Genomic DNA, 14,691 nt, shown 5'->3' with positions numbered 1-14,691 from the left:
TCCTCCATGGAGTCGCCACCGTGCGGTCTTCCCTTCGTGCCGCCACCGCCCTGGGCGCGGCCCTCCTCCTCTCCCTGCCGGCGGCCGGGCTCGCCCTGGCCGACGACGGCCCCTCCGGCACCGGCGTGGTCGGTGCGGTGAGCGTCGTCGAACAGGCGGACTCGGTCACCGGTGCCGCGGAGACGCAGGACGCCTCGGGGGCGTACCGGGGTGATGTCCTCGTCCGCTTCACGGCGGTCGCCGACGCGGGCTTCCACTTCGAGGCCGGCACGGGCAGGGCGGCGTACACCAGGCGCGACGGGACGGACAACTACAGCACGGTGACGGTCGGTTCGGCCGGCACCGCGTACTTCAGGCTGGACACCCGGAACCTGCCGGACGGCCCCGGCACCCTCGCCGTCACGCTCACCGAGACCCCGGACGACAGCGCCTCGGGCGCCACGGACCAGAGCGTCGGCGGGACGCTCGCCCTCACCGTCGCCAACCCCTCCGCGGTGTTCACCTCCCCGCAGGCACACGCGCTCGTGTGGGGCGCCACCACCTACACCGTGAGCGCCCTGGCGGCGACCGGCGGTCCGGAGATCGACCACGTCGACTTCTACGAGACGGCCCTGTTCACCAAGAGCAACAAACCCCGCGCCACCGACGACACCGCTCCCTACACGTACACCAGCACCTACTCGACCATGGCGGGGCACCCGCTCGTCGAGGCCGTCGCCGTCGACAAGGACGGCTACCGCTCGGCCCCCGCCTGGCTGGGAGTCACGGCCACCCCCGGCCCGACCGTGAACGCCACCACGGTCACGCCGAAGCTCGCGCACGGCGGCGCCGACTCGATGGACATCGAGTGGACGGCCGCCGTGCCGTACGGCTGGAACCTGATGTCGAACGACCCCAGGTACTACGAGGTGTGGCTGACCAAGGAGGAGGTCGCGGTCGACGGCACCACCGTGCGGTCCTACGCCGACGGCGACACCCCGTTCTCCCCGCTCCAGCTGCGCGCCGAGGGCCACTACGCGAGCACCAAGTGGGGCGACGGCCTCGACACCTCCGCCTGGCAGGTCGGCACCCACACCGTCACCGTGACGGTCACCGACAGCACGGGAGCGGTCGGCACCTCGTCCGTGACCGCGGTCGTGACCGCCGACAAGCTGACCGCGACCGCGCCGGGCACCGTGGTGCTCGGCCAGAAGGCGACGGTGCACGGCCTGCTCACCACCGGCACGGACAACCCGCTGCCGGCGCGCGCGGTCTCGCTCCAGGCCCGGCCGGCCGGCAGCACCGGCTGGAAGACCGTCGCCACCGGCACCACCGACGGCAACGGCCTCGTCGCCCTGGCCACCACGCCCGCCCGCAACGAGAGCCTGCGTCTGGTCGCCGCCGCCGGGACCGGGCCCGTCTCGGCCGCCGTCAAGGTGTCGGTCTCGCCGAAGGTGACGCTGAAGGCGTCCGCCACCAAGGTCGCGCGCGGTGCCACGGTGCGGTTCTCCGGCACCGTCTCCTCGAAGGAGACCGGCGCCAAGGTGAAGCTGCAGGTCTACCGGGGCGGCGCCTGGACGACCCTCGCCACCAGGACCCAGTCCGGCACGGGCCAGGTCGCCTTCACCGTGACCGAGAAGACCAGGGGCACCTTCTCCTACCGGCTGCTGACCGAGGCGACCGCCGATTTCGCCGCCGCGCACAGCGCCTCCCTGAAGGTCGGCGTGAGCTGAGCCACCCGCTCCCCCGGGAGTGGAGCCCGGGGCCCCTGTGCGCCGTCTTCCCGGAAGGGATCCGTACGTACGGCGGAGGCGGTTGGGTTGCAGGGTGAGTGCAGTGATGCCGACGGGGGCATGACCGAGGACGAGTTCGACGCGTTCTACGCCATGGCGTTCCCCCGGCTGACCGGACAGCTCTACGCCTTCACGGGAGACCACGGCGAGGCCCAGGACGTCGTACAGGAGGCGTTCGTACGGGCCTGGGACCGGCGGGAGAGGTTCCTGGCGGACAGCGCTCCCGAGGCATGGATCCGTACGGTCGCCATGCGGCTGGCGGTGAGCCGGTGGCGACGGGCCAGACGCTGGCTGGAGCTGGTGCGGCGCACTCCGCCGCCGGACTCCACACCGGGACCGGGGCCCGAACACACCGCGCTGGTGGCCGCGTTACGTGAACTGCCGCCCGCTCAGCGGATGGCGATCGTGCTGCACCATCTGTGCGACCTGAGCGTGGAGCAGGTAGCCTCCGAGACCGGCGCGCCCGTGGGGACGGTCAAGGCGCGGCTGTCGCGCGGGCGGGCGGCGTTGGCGGAGCGTCTCGCGGAGGACGAGGCCGACGAGCCGGTCCTCGGGAAGGAGAGCGGCCGTGTCCGATGAACTCTCCGCCGCCCTACGCGAGTTGGCCACCGATCACGAGATCCCGCCGGTCGTCGGCGGCCCGGCGACACGCGCCCGGGCGATCCGCCGAGGACGCGTACGGCGTACGGCCGTGTTCCTCGGCACGGGCGCGACGGCCCTCGCCCTGCTGGGACTCGCGCTCACCCAGCGTCCCGGCGGGTCCCCGGACCACCCCGAGCGGCACAGCGTCGCCGCCGCCCCGGCCTCCCACTCCGCCCCGGCCTCCCACTCCGCCCAGGCCTCCGGCTCCACCCCGCCGTCCGTGGCGTCCGCGGTGCCCGTCTCCGGCACGCTCGACCTGCCGAGGCGCGCCCTCACGATCGGCGGCCGGACGCTGCCCGTCGTGCTGGAGTTCGACTCCACATCCGCGGCCCTGCCCGGGACCACGGAACTGATGACGGTGGTCGCGAAACAGGCCGACCGGGAGCTGCCCGTGGACGAGCTCTCCAAGGGGGCCGCCACGGTGCGTCTGCCGTACACGGTCGAACTGCGCGACGGGAAGGGCCGCCCGCTGTACGTCGGCTCGCTCACGTCCGCACTCGAGAACCTCGACCGGTACAAGGTCGGGGTGGGCCTGGTCGCGCTCGCTCCCGAGGACGCCCGGCGCTTCTACTCGGACATCGCCGTGGGCGAGAAGATCTCGGTGACGACCGCCGCGGGCTGACGGACCGTCATGGCCGTATGACCGTAGGGTCCCCGGTCAGCTCCCCCGCTTGATCCACTCGCTGCCGCCGAGGGGGTAGTCGTAGCCCGGACGGTTCACATCGGCGCTGGTGCGGAACGGCGTGCCGGAGTTGTCGATGTGGACCGTGCCGTGCCGGCTGCCGCTGGACCAGTCCAGGGAGAGGTCCCAGCGGATGTCGTTGTCCTTGGTGTGGGCCGTGACGTAGAAGACCTCCGGGTCCGACTCGCTGACCTTGTACGGGAAGTCGCGCTGGCCGCCCTGGACGGCGGCCGTGGGGCTGCCCCTGTCGAGATCGATGTCGAACGACTTGGTCTCCACACCGCCGCCGCAGCCGACGCCCATCGCGTAGTCGTTCCAGGCGAGCGGCGTGTCCCTGCTGAGGACGCGCACATGCAGCGCCTCCAGCACGACGGTCTCCGAGCCGGTGCCCTGGACGGTGAGGGCGACCTCCTGCCCGCCCGAGGACACCGCCCCGTACGCGGCGGCCCAGCGCGGCGCGTCCTGCTCGCTCGCGGGCGGCCCGACCTGCGCGGGCTCGCTGTCGACGAGGAAGTGCTGGCTGCACGGCTGGTCGTAGACATAGGGCCGGGTGCCGACGGTCAGCGGTACGACGGTGGTGGCGCCGCCGTCGGTGTCCTGGCCCCCGCCCTGCTCACCGTCGTTCTTCCCGCTGTCCCGGGACGCTGTGGCGCTCGCGGAGGCCGGCGCGGACGGCTTCTGTCCCGTCCGGCTCGGGGAGGGCGAGAGGGACGGCCGCGCGCTGTCCGTCGTGGCGGTGACCGGGGCGGTACCGCCGCCGGCCCGGTCGCCCGAGTGGTTCTTCCCGTCGAACGGCACGGCGAGCGCGACGCCTCCCAGCACGGCGGCCGACGCGACGGCGGCGATCAGCACGGTACGGCGCCGGCGCCCCGTCGGCGGGGCCGCACGCGGCACGTCGACGACGACGGGCTCGTCGCTCTCGTCCCCTCCCGCCCCCGCTCTCCGGTCGGGTGACACCGGCGGGCCGGGGTTCACCGTGACCGCTTCGGGCGTGATCGCGTCGGCCGTGACAGGTGTGGGCGTGACAGGTGCGGGCGTGAGCGGTGCGGCCGTGACGGGTTCGGCTCTGCTGCCCCGAGCCGCGTCCGCCAGGATCCAGCGCCGGTGGAGCTCCACCAGTTCGTCCGGTGTCGCCCGGCAGACCCTCGCGAGGCGCTCCACGGGGGCGTACTCGACGGGCACCGCCGTGCCGTTGCAGTAGCGGTGCAGTGTCGAGGTGCTCATGTGCAGCCGCTTGGCGAGCGTTCCGTAACTCAGCCCCGAGCGGTCCTTGAGCTCCCGCAGCAGCCGCGCGAACGCCTCCGTCCCGTCGGCCCCTGTTGCCCCTGGCACCCGTCTCCCCATCCCGTCGTGTTCCAGTCCCGCGTTCCAGGGCCCCGGTGTTCCCCCTGGTCAAAGCCCATTTCGGCGTTCCCGCGTCCCCAACTCCCGGCTCCGCCTGGTGGTTGGGACAGACCGCCGCACAAGCTTCGGTCATCCAATCACCACCCCACCCGAACTCCGAAGGGGATCAGTCACATGTCGAAGCTCCGCGCCTCCCGCACCCGTCTCGTCGGCGCCGCCACCACCGTCGTACTCGCCGCGCTCTCCCTGACGGCGTGCGGCAACGGCACGGGCGTCCACGGCGAAGGCGTCGCGGCGGTCACCACACCGACCGCGAAGTCCTCCTCACCCGCCCCTTCGCCGTCCGCCTCCGCCGCCGACTCCGGCTCCGACTCCGCGACGCCGAAGACCGGTCCGGCCACCCGCACCTCCGCCCCCGCCGTGACGACCCCCGCGGCGAAGAGCCCCGGCACGGCGAAGGCGCCCGCGCGGACCACCTCGTCCGACAAGCCGGTCACCTGCGAGGGTTCCGACACCAGGACGGTCGCGGCCCCGCTGACCCGTCCGGTGAACCACATGCTGCTCACCGTCACCAACACCGGCAGCAAGCCCTGCTTCCTCTACTACTACCCGGCCGTCAACTTCGGCCAGGAGCAGTCCGTGCCCCCGGTCATCGAGGACTCGCAGCCGCAGGCGGTCGTCACGCTCGACCCGGGCGAGTCCGGCTACGCGTCGGTCAGCCTGTCCGCCACCGACGGCAGCGGCAAGGGGGGCTACACCTCGAAGTCCCTGGCGGTCTACTTCTTCGGCCGCTCCGGCAGCGGAAGCGTCGGCGCGGGCGCCCACCCCGCGCTGCCCGCCAAGGGCGTCCACGTCGACGACTCGCTCGAGGTCACCTACTGGCAGCAGACGCTGGACGCCGCGCTCAACTGGTGAGACCTGTTCCGCGAGTTCTACGAGGCCGAACCGGCGGAGCCCTGTCCCTTCTGCTCGGGGACCGCGGCGATCCTCGGCGCGGACACCTCGTCGCCCAGGGCGAGAAGCCTGGTGCGCAGTTCCTCCGCGGCGGTGGGATCGGCCGGGGCCAGCAGCTGGAGGGCGCGCTCCCATACGGTGCGGGCGGCGCCGGGGTCGCCGGTGGCGAGGTAGGTGTCGCCGAGGTGGCGCAGGGTGCCGGCCTCGCCGAAGGTGTCCCCGACCTCGCGGTAGAGCCGCAGCGCGCACTGGAAGCAGGCCACGGCCCGCTCGTGCTCGCCCAGCCGATGGCGGGCGATGCCGAGGCTGTCCCAGGTGCCGGCCTCGCCGTAGCGGGTGCCTTCGAGGCCGACCAGGCCGGTCAGGGCCTCCTCGAAATGGGCGGTGGCGCGACGGGGGTCGCCCCGCAGCACATGGGTCCAGCCGAGCGCGTGCAGTGCGCTGGTCGCCGCGACCCGGTCGCCGACGGCCCGGTACAGGTCGAGGGCCCGGCCCGCCGCGTCCAGCGCCCCGTCGTGCTCGCCGAGCCGGTCCAGCAGCCAGCCGTGGCTGCGGTGGGCGTGGGCGAGGCCGAGAGGGTCGTTCAGCTCGGTGAACAGGGCGAGCGAGCGCCGGATGTGGCCGCGGGCGTCGTCGTACCGTTCTAGACGGGCCGAGGCGCGGGCCAGGCCGCGCAGCAGATGCGCCTGGGCGGAGCGGTCTTCGTCGCGTACGGCGGCGTCGAGACCGGCGCGTTGCAGCGCGGCCGACTCGTGCCAGTGTCCCTGCCGGTCCATGAACCTCTCCAACGACCAGGCCAGCCGCCACAGATGACCGTCGTACCCCCCGTCCGCCGCCGGGGCGGCGAGCGCGTGCAGCACTCTGCGCTCGGCTGTGTACCAGCGCAGCGCCTGTCCGTCGTCGGCGAAGGTCTCGGGGCGGGCCCCGGCCGCCGCGTCAGGCAGTGAACTGGCCGTCCACCACGGGGAGTAGAGGCGTCCGGCGGTGTGCGCGGTGTGCAGGTAGTGGTCGAGGAGACGGCGCAGGGCCGCCGCCCGCTCGGCCGGTCCGTCGTCCACGGCCGCGCGCTCCATCGCGTACGTCCGCAGCAGGTCGTGGCAGGTGTACCGGCCGGGCATGTGCTCCGTGAGCAGGTGGGCCCGCGTCAACTCGCCCAGCAGCGGCCGGATCTCCTCCGGCGCCCCGCCCGCCACGGCCGCCGCGGCCGGCACCGTGACATCCGGTCCGGGGTGGAGCGACAGCAGCCGCAGCAGCCGCGCCGCACCCGGGCTCAGCGCATGGTACGAACACGACAGGACGGCCCGTACGTCACCGGCCGGGTCGGGGTCCGCGAAGGCGTCCAGGCTGCCCCGCGCCTCCCGCAGCTCGGCGGCGATCGCGGCCAGCGGGAAGGCCGGATGGGTGGCCGCCCGGGTGGCGACCACCGCCAGCGCCAGCGGCAGGCCCGCGCACCGGGCGACGATCTCCGCGACGGCGTCCGGCTCGGCGAGCACCCGGTCGGCGCCGAGCCGCCGTACGAGGGACTCGCGGGCCTCGGCGGACGGCAGCCGGTCCAGGGCGAGGGGGCGCGCGCCCTCCACGGTGACCAGCCCGAACAGACGGTCCCGGCTGGTGACGACGATCAGGCAACCCGGGCTGCCCGGCAGCAGCGGACGCACCTGTTCGGCGTCCCGCGCGTTGTCCAGCAGGATCAGCACACGGCGCCGGGCGAGCAGGCTCCGATAGAGGCCGGTCTGGGCGTCCGTCCCGGCCGGCATCCGCTGCGGCGGCACGCCGAGCGCCTCCAGGAACCCGCGCAGCGCCTCGCCCGGGTCCGTCACCGCGCCGCCGGGGTCGAAGCCGCGCAGGTTGACGTACAGCTGCCCGTCCGGGAAGCGGTGCGCGATGCGGTACGCCCAGCGCACGGCGAGGGTGGTCTTGCCGATGCCGCCCATACCGCTGATCACGGCGATCCGCGTGCCCGGCGCCTCCTCGGCGGACAGCCCCATCAGCTGCGCCAGTTCGGTACGGCGCCCCGCGAAGGCGCCCAGTTCGGAGGGGAGTTGGGTGGGACGCACGAAGGGGGCCGGTGCGGGGGCGGTGGGCCGGTCCGGTGCGTCCGGAACGAGGGAGAGACGGGCGGCGCGGGCGGGGACGAGCGTGGGTGCTGTGGATGCCGGGGGAGTCGCTGCGGACCGCGTGGGCCTCGTGGGCTGTTCCGGTTCGTCCTCGCGCAGTACTTCGCCCTGTACGGCCCGTAGTTCGGCGCCGGGCTCCACGCCGAGTTCGGTGGTGAGTGTCCGCCGTACCCGCTGCCAGGTGTCGAGGGCCGCCGCCCGCTGCCCGGAGGCCGCGAGGGCACGCACCAGCCGGGCCTGGAGCGGCTCGTCCAAAGGATGTTCGGCCGCCGCCCGGTGCAGCACGGCGAGCAACCGCCCGAGCGCACCCGCACCACCCGGCCCCGCACCCCCGTCCAGTGCCGCGTCGGCCGCTTCTCTGACCGCCGAGAGGTGCTCGCGCTCCAGCGCGACGAACGGAGGATGCGAGCGTGCCTCGACGGGCACCCCGGTGGCGACCGGCCCGGTGCGCAGGTTGAGCGCCTCCAGATAGAGGGGTACGGCGGTCTCCGCGTCCCCGGCCTCCCGGGCCCGGCGCACCAACTCCCGGAACCCCAGCACGTCCAGGGTCCCCGGTGCGGCGTTCAGCCGGTAGCCGCCCGCGTCCCGGACCAGCCACCGTCCGGTCGCCCGCACCGGCAACTCCGGTTCCAGCAGCCGCCGCAGCACGCCGATGTGCCGGTACACCGCGTTGGACGGTGAGCCCGGGGGCGTCTCGCCCCACAGCGCGAGCTGCAGCTCCTCCATCGCCACCGGCCGCCCCGCGTGTGCCATCAACAGGCCCAGCAGCAGCCGCTGTTGGGCCGCGCCGAGCGGCACCTCGGCGCCGTCGCGCCACACCCGCACCGGTCCCAGCACCGCGAACCGCATCGCCACCGCCGTACTCACCCGCTCATCCCCCGACACCGCCCCCGACGTGTCCCCCGTGCCCTCCCGCCGCCGTTCAGGCGGCCGGGAGGCCCTCGATCCAGCCCAGTACCAGCGCGTTGAACTCGGCCGGCCGCTCCTGGAACAGCCAGTGACCGACCCCGTCGAGCACCACCGACGCGCTGTACGGGTGTGTACTCAGGGACTCCTCCCAGGCCCCGTCGATCCCCTTGGTCTTGAGGGAGCCGGACGCGTTCAGGGAGAGCACCGGACACGCGCGGCGCGACAGATACGTCTCGGCGCCCGGTCGCACCGTCAGAGCCACGGCCGTCTCGTCGAACAGACCGTGGAAGACGTCCCGTACGGTCATCGGATCCATCCCGAGGATCCGCCTGCGGTGCCAGACGCGCAGGGCATCCGCCTCGGGTCCGGCCGCGGCCGTGTTCTCCAGTCCGCCGAGGACCGCGGCGGCCGTGGCGACCGGGTCGGGGACGCGGAAGGCGGCGGCGAGCTGCGGCGCGAACTCCGCCTCGAAGCCGTAGGAGGGGTCGACGGTGACCACGGCCCGTACCAGGGAAGGGTGTTCGACCGCGAGGACGGAGGCCACGAGACCACCCAGCGAGTGCCCCACGACGACCACCGGCCCCGCGCCGAGCTCGTCGACCAGCTCCACCAGGTCCGCCGCGAAGTCCCGCGGCCGCTGCCCGCCCGTCAGCCCGGACGACCGGCCGTGACCGCGCAGATCGGGCACGATCACCCGGTGCCGTGCCGAGAACGCGCCCACCTGCGCCGACCAGTCGTGCGAGTCGCAGGTCGCGCCGTGCACCAGCAGCAGGGTCTCGCCCGCCCGGTCGCCCGTGGGGCCCTCGTCGGTGTGGAACAGCCGGTTTCCGTTGATCACGCTGTACGTCACTGCGCACGCTCCTCGCTCAGGAACGGCCGCTCGTGCGGCCGTTCGAAGGTGGCGGGAGCGTAGGCAGGGCGCAGTGGACGAAGTGTGCCTCGCTTGTGGGCGCCGGGGAGCGTGCCGCCCCCGTGCGTCCCCGAGAACCGTGAACCGTGACGGCACCGGTGTCATCACATCCCTCCGCCCTCGCCGACCGCGTCCTCATGCTAGGCAGCGGCGGGGGACCGCTCACGGGGCCGGACATTTCGGGCGTGGCACGGAGACGGCTCCGCCGCCTCCGCTACTCGGACCCTCCAAGAGCCGTAGAAGCCCCCGCCGCCCCGGATGCCCCGGCCGTCTCGACCACCTCGGCGATCGCCTCCAGCGCGTCATGGCGCCGGAACTCCTCCCGCAGGTCCGCCGCCCGCCTCCGGAAACCCGGCTCGGTCAGCACTCTGCGCACGGCGCTCCGTACGGCCCTGGGCGAGGGGTTCCCGGTCCTCAGGTCGACCCCGGTGCCGCTCCACTCCACCCGGGCCGCCACCTCTGGCTTGTCCTCGCCGTCGCCGCCCACGACGAGGGGGACACCGTGCCCGAGGGCCTGGTGGACACCGCCGTAGCCACCGTTGGTGACCAGCACCGAGGCGTGCGGGAGCAGGGCGTCGAAGGGGACGTAGCCGCCGATGCGGGCGTTCGCGGGCACCGGGCCGGTCGCCCGGAGCTCGTCGGGGCCGTCCGCCCGGCCCGTCGCGGCGACGACGAGGACGTCCTCGCCGGCCAGCGCGTCGAGAGCGGGCCGCACCAGGCGCCCGAGGTCACGGTTGTCGAAGGAGCCCTGGGTCACCACGACGACCGGCCGGTCCGAGTCCGTCACCTCGGCCCACCACTCCGGCAGCGCCCGCGAGCGGCCGGGCGCGGCGGGCAGCGGGCCGACGAACCGGAACGACGGCGGCAGATCACCGCGCGGATACTCGAACCCGGGCACGGTCAGCTGGAGGTAGTGGTCCGGCACGGTCACCAGACAGTCCAGCAGAAAGCCGGGCAGCTCGGTGCCGCTCTCCCCGAAGTTGTCCTCGACATGCCGCTGGGCATCCGCGAAGACGTCCCTGACCTGGTCGTTCATCTCCCGGTGCCGCTTCTTCGCGCCCTCGCCGACCAGCGGGGGCATCCCCAGCCCGATGGGCGGCGCGTCCTCACTGAGCAGGGTCGGCATGGTGATGCCCAGGCTGACGGTGACCGGTCGGCGGCCGGGCGGGGCGGACAGCGCGAGCGCGGTGGCGCCCAGGAACAGCGGATCGCCGATCACCACGGACGCCGGGAAACGGCGGGCGAGCAGCCCCCGCAGCGCCCGGTACTGGGCGGCGGTGGGGTCGCCGAAGACGTGCTTGAGGTCGTAGTCCAACTGGCGCGGGCCCACCGGGAGGGCGGCGCGCTCGGGGAAGTACAGCTCGAGCCGCCGGTCGTCGAAGTCCGCGTCCGGCGGCAGCGACACATGCTGGGCACCGGCGGCCCGTACGTCCTCGGCGAACCGGCTGCCCGTCAGCACCACCACCTCGTGGCCGCGGCGGACGAGATCGGAGGCCACGGTGAGGACGGGCTGCACATGGCCGTGGAAGGGGGTCGCGGTGGCGATGACGAGTGTCATGGGGGCTCCTGGGCTCGGTGGACGTCGGCACGCGAGCGTAGGAACCGGATGTGCAGAAGAAGTGCGTCCCGCCCGCGTCGGGTGCCGGCTGCCGGACGTCATCCGCGCTCACGGAGATTCTGCGTCCGCCGCAGCAGGATTTCCGGGCGGGCGACTAGAGTTCTGCTCGGGGAACAAGCTCCCTGTTGCGGGCCGTGACGTTGGCGGTCCGCGGGAAGGTACACATGCCCTCGGAAGACCGGTCGCACCCCGCCGACCGGCTCGACGACGACCACCACCCCGCGTACACCATGGGGCGCGCCGCGGAGGTGATCGGTGCCACTCCGGCGTTCCTCCGGGCTCTCGGCGAGGCGGGACTGATCACGCCGATGCGTTCCGAGGGCGGGCACCGCCGCTACTCGCGCCACCAGCTGCGCCTGGCCGTCCGGGCCCGTGACATGGTCGACCAGGGCACTCCGATCGAGGCGGCCTGTCGGATCATCGGCCTGGAGAACCAGCTGGCCGACGCGCTGCGGGTCAACGAGGAGCTGCGTCGCGACGGATGAAAATCTGATGGCGCCGGAGTAGAAATTCAACCGGGTTCCAAAAGAATTCCCGCGACGCGCCGACTGTTTTCCGCGTCGCCTTCTCTTCTTTTCTGCCCGGCGATTTGCTCCGTGCTAGGCTCGATCTCAGTTGCAGTTGTGGTTGCCATTCTCACCGGTTTTTCCGGGCGGGTGATCATCGCAGCGATGAGGGAGCCCGCGAGGTGCGGGTTTCCAGCACTGCCTAACAGGAGAAACACATGGCCACCGGCACTGTGAAGTGGTTCAACTCGGAAAAGGGCTTCGGCTTCATCGAGCAGGAGGGCGGCGGTCCCGACGTCTTCGCCCACTACTCGAACATCGCCACCCAGGGCTTCCGCGAGCTGCAGGAAGGCCAGAAGGTGACCTTCGACGTCACGCAGGGCCAGAAGGGCCCGCAGGCGGAGAACATCGTCCCCGCCTGACCTGCCGCATACGGCGAAACAGGGGCCCGCACCTCGGTGCGGGCCCCTGTCCGTGTGTCCGCCCTCCGGCCGTCGCGCAGCTCGCGTGGAAAGCTGGGTATGAGGTGTTCTCGGGCCGCGCGGGAAGTGGAGGGCGATGTGGCGGACGTAGTGGCGGGCGAAGCGGACTGGGGACGGTTCGCGCAGCAGATGGCGTCCCTGGCGCGGGATCTGCTGGCGCAGGACTCGGTGACCGCCACCCTCGAGCGGATCACCCGTTCGGCGACCGAGCTGGTCGACGGCTGTGACGCGGCCGGCATCCTCGTACTGCACGACTCGGCGGTGGAGACCCTCGCTCCGACCCATGAGCTGGTCAGTGAGAGTGACCAGCTGCAGGTGCGGCTGGGTGAGGGGCCGTGTTTCGACGCGGCCCGCAGCTCAGAGGGCGACCGGGTCTTCCGTATCGCCGACCTCACCGTCGAACACCGGCGCTGGCCGGCCTACGCCCCGCAGGCGCACGCGCTCGGAGTGGGCAGCATGATGGGCTTCCTGCTGTTCACCGACGACGAGGACCTGGGCGCGCTCAACCTCTACTCCCGCAAGCCCGGCGCGTTCACCGAGAACAGCGAGCTGGCCGGCTGGCTGCTGGCCTCGCACGCGGCCGTCGCCTTCTCCAGCGCCCGCACGCACGCCCAGATGGAACAGGCCGTCGCCACCCGCCACATCATCGGCGAGGCCATGGGCATCCTCATGGGCACGCACCACCTCACCGAGGAGGAGGCGTTCAACGTGCTGCGCCGCTACTCCCAGGCCAACAACATCAAGCTCCGTGAGGTCGCCCGCCGTGTGTGCGAGGAAGGCAACCTCACGTGACCTGACCGGCGGCTTCCCCGGCTCCCTGCTGAACCAGAGAAGCCTGAGCCAAGCCAGCCCCATGGGAACGCCACTGAAACCCGGCCTGCGCACCAGGTCCCCTCTCTGGCCCCCCTCACACCTGTCGAGTCCTACCGGCACGTCCTGCCGGCGTTTGCCCAGGGTCACAGGTGGACGGCCGTGCGGATCAGGGCGGCGAGGGGGAGGGAGCGGCTGTGGGCCGGCCAGGCGATGTGGGTGACGACGGGGGGCGCGTCGAGCACGGGGACGGTGGCGTGGTCGGCCCACAGCCAGGATCGGGCGGACTCGGGCAGGACGGTCGCGGTGCGTCCGAGGGCGATCAGCTGGGCCAGCTGGATCTGGTCGTGGACCTCCGGACCGGGACCGGGCGCGTAGACGCCGTGGCGGGGCCAGCGGGCGAGCGGGAGGCCGGGGATGTCGCCGACCTCGGCCAGGGAGAGAGCCCGGCGCGCGGCGAGGGGGTGTCCGGCGGGCAGGACGGCGATCTGTCCCTCGGACATCAGCTCCTCGCTGTCGAAACCGGCGAGGGAGTCGAACGGCGCGTGCATGAGCGCCACGTCGGCGCGCCCGTCGCGCAGCATCTCCTCCTGCTCGCACATCCCGCCCGGCAGCACCTCGATCTCGGCGGCGTCCGGCTCGGCCGCGTAGGCGTCGAGGAGTTTCTGCAGCAGTTCATGGGCCGCCGCGGCCTTCACCGCCAGTACGAGGCGATTGCGCGGGCCACCGGGGCCGTCCGGCCCGCCGGCGGCGTCGGCACCACCGGCGCGACGGGTGCGGCGCGCCGCGGCGGTGGCCGCGTCCAGCGCCGCCCGGCCCTCGTGCAGCAGCACCTCTCCGGCGCCGGTCAGGGAGACACCCCGCCGGTTGCGCCGCAGCAGCAGGACGCCGAGGCGTCGCTCCAGCTGCTGGATCGCCCGGGACAGCGGCGGCTGGGCCATACCGAGACGCTCGGCGGCGCGGCCGAAGTGCAGTTCCTCGGCGACGGCCAGGAAGTACCGCAGTTCACGGGTCTCCAGGGTGTCCATCGGCCCACCGTACCCGGGTGATACCCGCCGGGTATGACAGAGCACCGTATCGGTGTTGGATGCGCCGGGTGTCCGAGAGCGAGCATCGACGGCATGAGCGAAACGAGGATCGCGCTGGTGACCGGCGCGAACAAGGGGATCGGATACGAGATCGCGGCCGGGCTGGGCGCCCTCGGATACCGCGTGGGCGTGGGAGCCCGTGACGAGGCCCGGAGGGAGAGCGCGGTGGAGAAACTGCGCGCCGCCGGGACGGACGCGTTCGGCGTGCCGCTGGACGTGACCTCCGACCGGAGTGTGACCGTAGCGGCGGAACTGGTCGAACGGGAGGCCGGCCGCCTGGACGCCCTGGTCAACAACGCCGGTGTCTCGGGGGAGACGGGCCCCGGCTGGGTGCAGGACCCGACCACGCTCGACCTCGACCTGGTCCGCGCGGTCCTGGAGACCAACGTCTTCGGAGTCGTCCGGGTCACCAACGCGATGTTGCCGCTGCTGCGCCGCTCGCCGTCACCGCGCATCGTCAACGTCTCCAGCTCCGTCGGCTCCGTGACCCGGCAGGCGGACCCGGCCGTGCAGGTCGGTCCCGTCATGGCGGCGTACGCACCGTCGAAGTCGTACCTCAACGCCGTCACCGTGCAGTACGCCAGGCAGCTCGCCGACACGGGCATCCTGATCAACGCCGCCTGCCCGGGCCTGGTCGCGACCGACTTCAACGGCTTCCACGGCCCCCGTACGCCCGAGCAGGGCGCAGCCACCCCGATACGCCTCGCCACACTGCCCGACGGCGGCCCCAGCGGCGCGTTCTTCGAGGACGCGGGCGTCGTGCCCTGGTGACGTCCCGCGGTGACACCGCGTCCGGAGGCTGCCGGTGAGTCGCGAGTACGGCGATGTCGCATCGATGTTCTGGTTTGATGCGCTGT

Annotated in this window: 13 protein-coding genes; 8 read left to right on the top strand and 5 right to left on the bottom strand. The window is 73.0% G+C overall.

Annotated features, from left to right (window positions below; translation table 11 throughout):
- Window positions 1-20: 20 nt before the first annotated feature.
- The 3 genes from ABZT17_RS16730 to ABZT17_RS16720 all read left to right on the top strand — a co-directional run bounded on the left by ABZT17_RS16730 (window position 21) and on the right by ABZT17_RS16720 (window position 3,036).
- On the top strand, window positions 21-1,712 hold the full coding sequence (locus ABZT17_RS16730; protein WP_356349225.1) for a hypothetical protein: 1,692 nt from the start codon (window positions 21-23) through the stop codon (window positions 1,710-1,712).
- A 120-nt stretch (window positions 1,713-1,832) separates the two neighbouring features.
- Window positions 1,833-2,351 carry a SigE family RNA polymerase sigma factor gene (locus tag ABZT17_RS16725; RefSeq protein WP_356349223.1) on the top strand — a complete coding sequence of 173 codons (519 nt, stop codon included), beginning with the start codon at window positions 1,833-1,835 and terminating at the stop codon, window positions 2,349-2,351.
- Complete coding sequence (locus ABZT17_RS16720; RefSeq protein ID WP_356349221.1) at window positions 2,341-3,036, top strand: hypothetical protein; 696 nt, start codon at window positions 2,341-2,343, stop codon at window positions 3,034-3,036. Before ABZT17_RS16725 ends, ABZT17_RS16720 begins: the two co-directional genes overlap by 11 nt.
- 36 nt (window positions 3,037-3,072) lie before the next feature.
- Here the strand turns inward: ABZT17_RS16720 and ABZT17_RS16715 are convergent, their stop codons facing one another.
- A complete protein-coding gene (locus tag ABZT17_RS16715; RefSeq protein ID WP_356349219.1) occupies window positions 3,073-4,428 on the bottom strand; it encodes a helix-turn-helix domain-containing protein in 1,356 nt (451 codons plus the stop codon).
- Window positions 4,429-4,614: 186 nt separating this feature from the next.
- Between ABZT17_RS16715 and ABZT17_RS16710 the strand changes: the two genes are divergently transcribed.
- Window positions 4,615-5,355, top strand: coding sequence for a DUF4232 domain-containing protein (locus ABZT17_RS16710; RefSeq protein ID WP_356349217.1), 741 nt, complete (start codon window positions 4,615-4,617; stop codon window positions 5,353-5,355).
- A 17-nt stretch (window positions 5,356-5,372) separates the two neighbouring features.
- On the opposite strand, the gene ABZT17_RS16705 is transcribed toward ABZT17_RS16710, so the two are convergent.
- The 3 genes from ABZT17_RS16705 to ABZT17_RS16695 form a co-directional block, all read right to left on the bottom strand.
- A complete protein-coding gene (locus ABZT17_RS16705) occupies window positions 5,373-8,378 on the bottom strand; it encodes a BTAD domain-containing putative transcriptional regulator (RefSeq protein ID WP_356349215.1) in 3,006 nt (1,001 codons plus the stop codon).
- Between the two features lie 55 nt (window positions 8,379-8,433).
- Window positions 8,434-9,270, bottom strand: a complete 837-nt coding sequence (locus ABZT17_RS16700; RefSeq protein ID WP_356349213.1) for an alpha/beta hydrolase — start codon at window positions 9,268-9,270, stop codon at window positions 8,434-8,436.
- A gap of 274 nt (window positions 9,271-9,544) precedes the next feature.
- On the bottom strand, window positions 9,545-10,888 hold the full coding sequence (locus ABZT17_RS16695) for a nucleotide disphospho-sugar-binding domain-containing protein (protein ID WP_356349211.1): 1,344 nt from the start codon (window positions 10,886-10,888) through the stop codon (window positions 9,545-9,547).
- Window positions 10,889-11,112: 224 nt separating this feature from the next.
- On the opposite strand from ABZT17_RS16695, the gene ABZT17_RS16690 reads away from it, so the two are divergent.
- The 3 genes from ABZT17_RS16690 to ABZT17_RS16680 all read left to right on the top strand — a co-directional run bounded on the left by ABZT17_RS16690 (window position 11,113) and on the right by ABZT17_RS16680 (window position 12,728).
- Window positions 11,113-11,433 carry a MerR family transcriptional regulator gene (locus ABZT17_RS16690; RefSeq protein ID WP_356349209.1) on the top strand — a complete coding sequence of 107 codons (321 nt, stop codon included), beginning with the start codon at window positions 11,113-11,115 and terminating at the stop codon, window positions 11,431-11,433.
- 239 nt (window positions 11,434-11,672) lie between these two features.
- Window positions 11,673-11,876 (top strand): cold-shock protein, encoded by a 204-nt coding sequence (locus ABZT17_RS16685; RefSeq protein WP_356349206.1) that lies wholly within the window; start codon window positions 11,673-11,675, stop codon window positions 11,874-11,876.
- A 189-nt stretch (window positions 11,877-12,065) separates the two neighbouring features.
- Window positions 12,066-12,728 carry a GAF and ANTAR domain-containing protein gene (locus ABZT17_RS16680; protein WP_356349285.1) on the top strand — a complete coding sequence of 221 codons (663 nt, stop codon included), beginning with the start codon at window positions 12,066-12,068 and terminating at the stop codon, window positions 12,726-12,728.
- 164 nt (window positions 12,729-12,892) lie between these two features.
- Here ABZT17_RS16680 and ABZT17_RS16675 read toward each other — a convergent pair whose 3' ends face one another.
- Complete coding sequence (locus tag ABZT17_RS16675; RefSeq protein WP_356349204.1) at window positions 12,893-13,774, bottom strand: LysR family transcriptional regulator; 882 nt, start codon at window positions 13,772-13,774, stop codon at window positions 12,893-12,895.
- Between the two features lie 93 nt (window positions 13,775-13,867).
- On the opposite strand from ABZT17_RS16675, the gene ABZT17_RS16670 reads away from it, so the two are divergent.
- Window positions 13,868-14,605, top strand: coding sequence for an SDR family oxidoreductase (locus ABZT17_RS16670; protein ID WP_356349202.1), 738 nt, complete (start codon window positions 13,868-13,870; stop codon window positions 14,603-14,605).
- Window positions 14,606-14,691: the final 86 nt, after the last annotated feature.

The organism is Streptomyces sp. NPDC005648 (assembly GCF_040605395.1).
Classification (GTDB): domain Bacteria; phylum Actinomycetota; class Actinomycetes; order Streptomycetales; family Streptomycetaceae; genus Streptomyces.
This window is presented reverse-complemented; position numbering and strand designations above follow the sequence as displayed.

Excerpts from the sequence above, each read along its gene's own strand:
- ABZT17_RS16675 (WP_356349204.1), bottom strand. The coding sequence starts at position 13,774 with ATGGACACCCTGGAGACCCGTGAACTGCGGTACTTCCTGGCCGTCGCC.
- ABZT17_RS16695 (WP_356349211.1), bottom strand. The coding sequence starts at position 10,888 with ATGACACTCGTCATCGCCACCGCGACCCCCTTCCACGGCCATGTGCAG.
- ABZT17_RS16680 (WP_356349285.1), top strand. The coding sequence starts at position 12,066 with ATGGCGTCCCTGGCGCGGGATCTGCTGGCGCAGGACTCGGTGACCGCC.
- ABZT17_RS16685 (WP_356349206.1), top strand. The coding sequence starts at position 11,673 with ATGGCCACCGGCACTGTGAAGTGGTTCAACTCGGAAAAGGGCTTCGGC.
- ABZT17_RS16690 (WP_356349209.1), top strand. The coding sequence starts at position 11,113 with ATGCCCTCGGAAGACCGGTCGCACCCCGCCGACCGGCTCGACGACGAC.
- ABZT17_RS16710 (WP_356349217.1), top strand. The coding sequence starts at position 4,615 with ATGTCGAAGCTCCGCGCCTCCCGCACCCGTCTCGTCGGCGCCGCCACC.
- ABZT17_RS16670 (WP_356349202.1), top strand. The coding sequence starts at position 13,868 with ATGAGCGAAACGAGGATCGCGCTGGTGACCGGCGCGAACAAGGGGATC.
- ABZT17_RS16725 (WP_356349223.1), top strand. The coding sequence starts at position 1,833 with ATGACCGAGGACGAGTTCGACGCGTTCTACGCCATGGCGTTCCCCCGG.